The following is a 239-nucleotide window of genomic DNA, read 5'->3' as shown; positions in this document are numbered from 1 at the left end:
AGTTATGGATTTGAATTTATGGGTAGAAGTGTTCCATTCGCATACATCTTATATAGGGAATTTAAAAAGCAGAATAATACAGAAGAAATGACTTATTATAGTACAATTTTGAATAACTATGCTACTTTATTATCTAATATTTGGGATGTAAAAAACGATATACCTCTGCAAGTTACATCTGGTGGAAACTCAAACTCAAGATGTATGGCTTTATATGCTATTTCTTTAGCAATTGAGGT

At 29.7% G+C, this 239-nt stretch carries 1 protein-coding gene; it reads left to right on the top strand.

Annotated features, from left to right (window positions below):
* Positions 1-18 precede the first annotated feature (18 nt).
* On the top strand, positions 19-239 hold a 221-nt coding region (locus NCS03_RS31090), incomplete at its 3' end, for a hypothetical protein (RefSeq protein WP_250530520.1).

Source organism: Caballeronia sp. ATUFL_F1_KS4A, from assembly GCF_023630905.1.
Classification (GTDB): domain Bacteria; phylum Pseudomonadota; class Gammaproteobacteria; order Burkholderiales; family Burkholderiaceae; genus Caballeronia; species Caballeronia zhejiangensis.
Note: the sequence above shows the minus strand (reverse complement) of the source record. Positions and strands in the feature narration are given on the sequence as shown.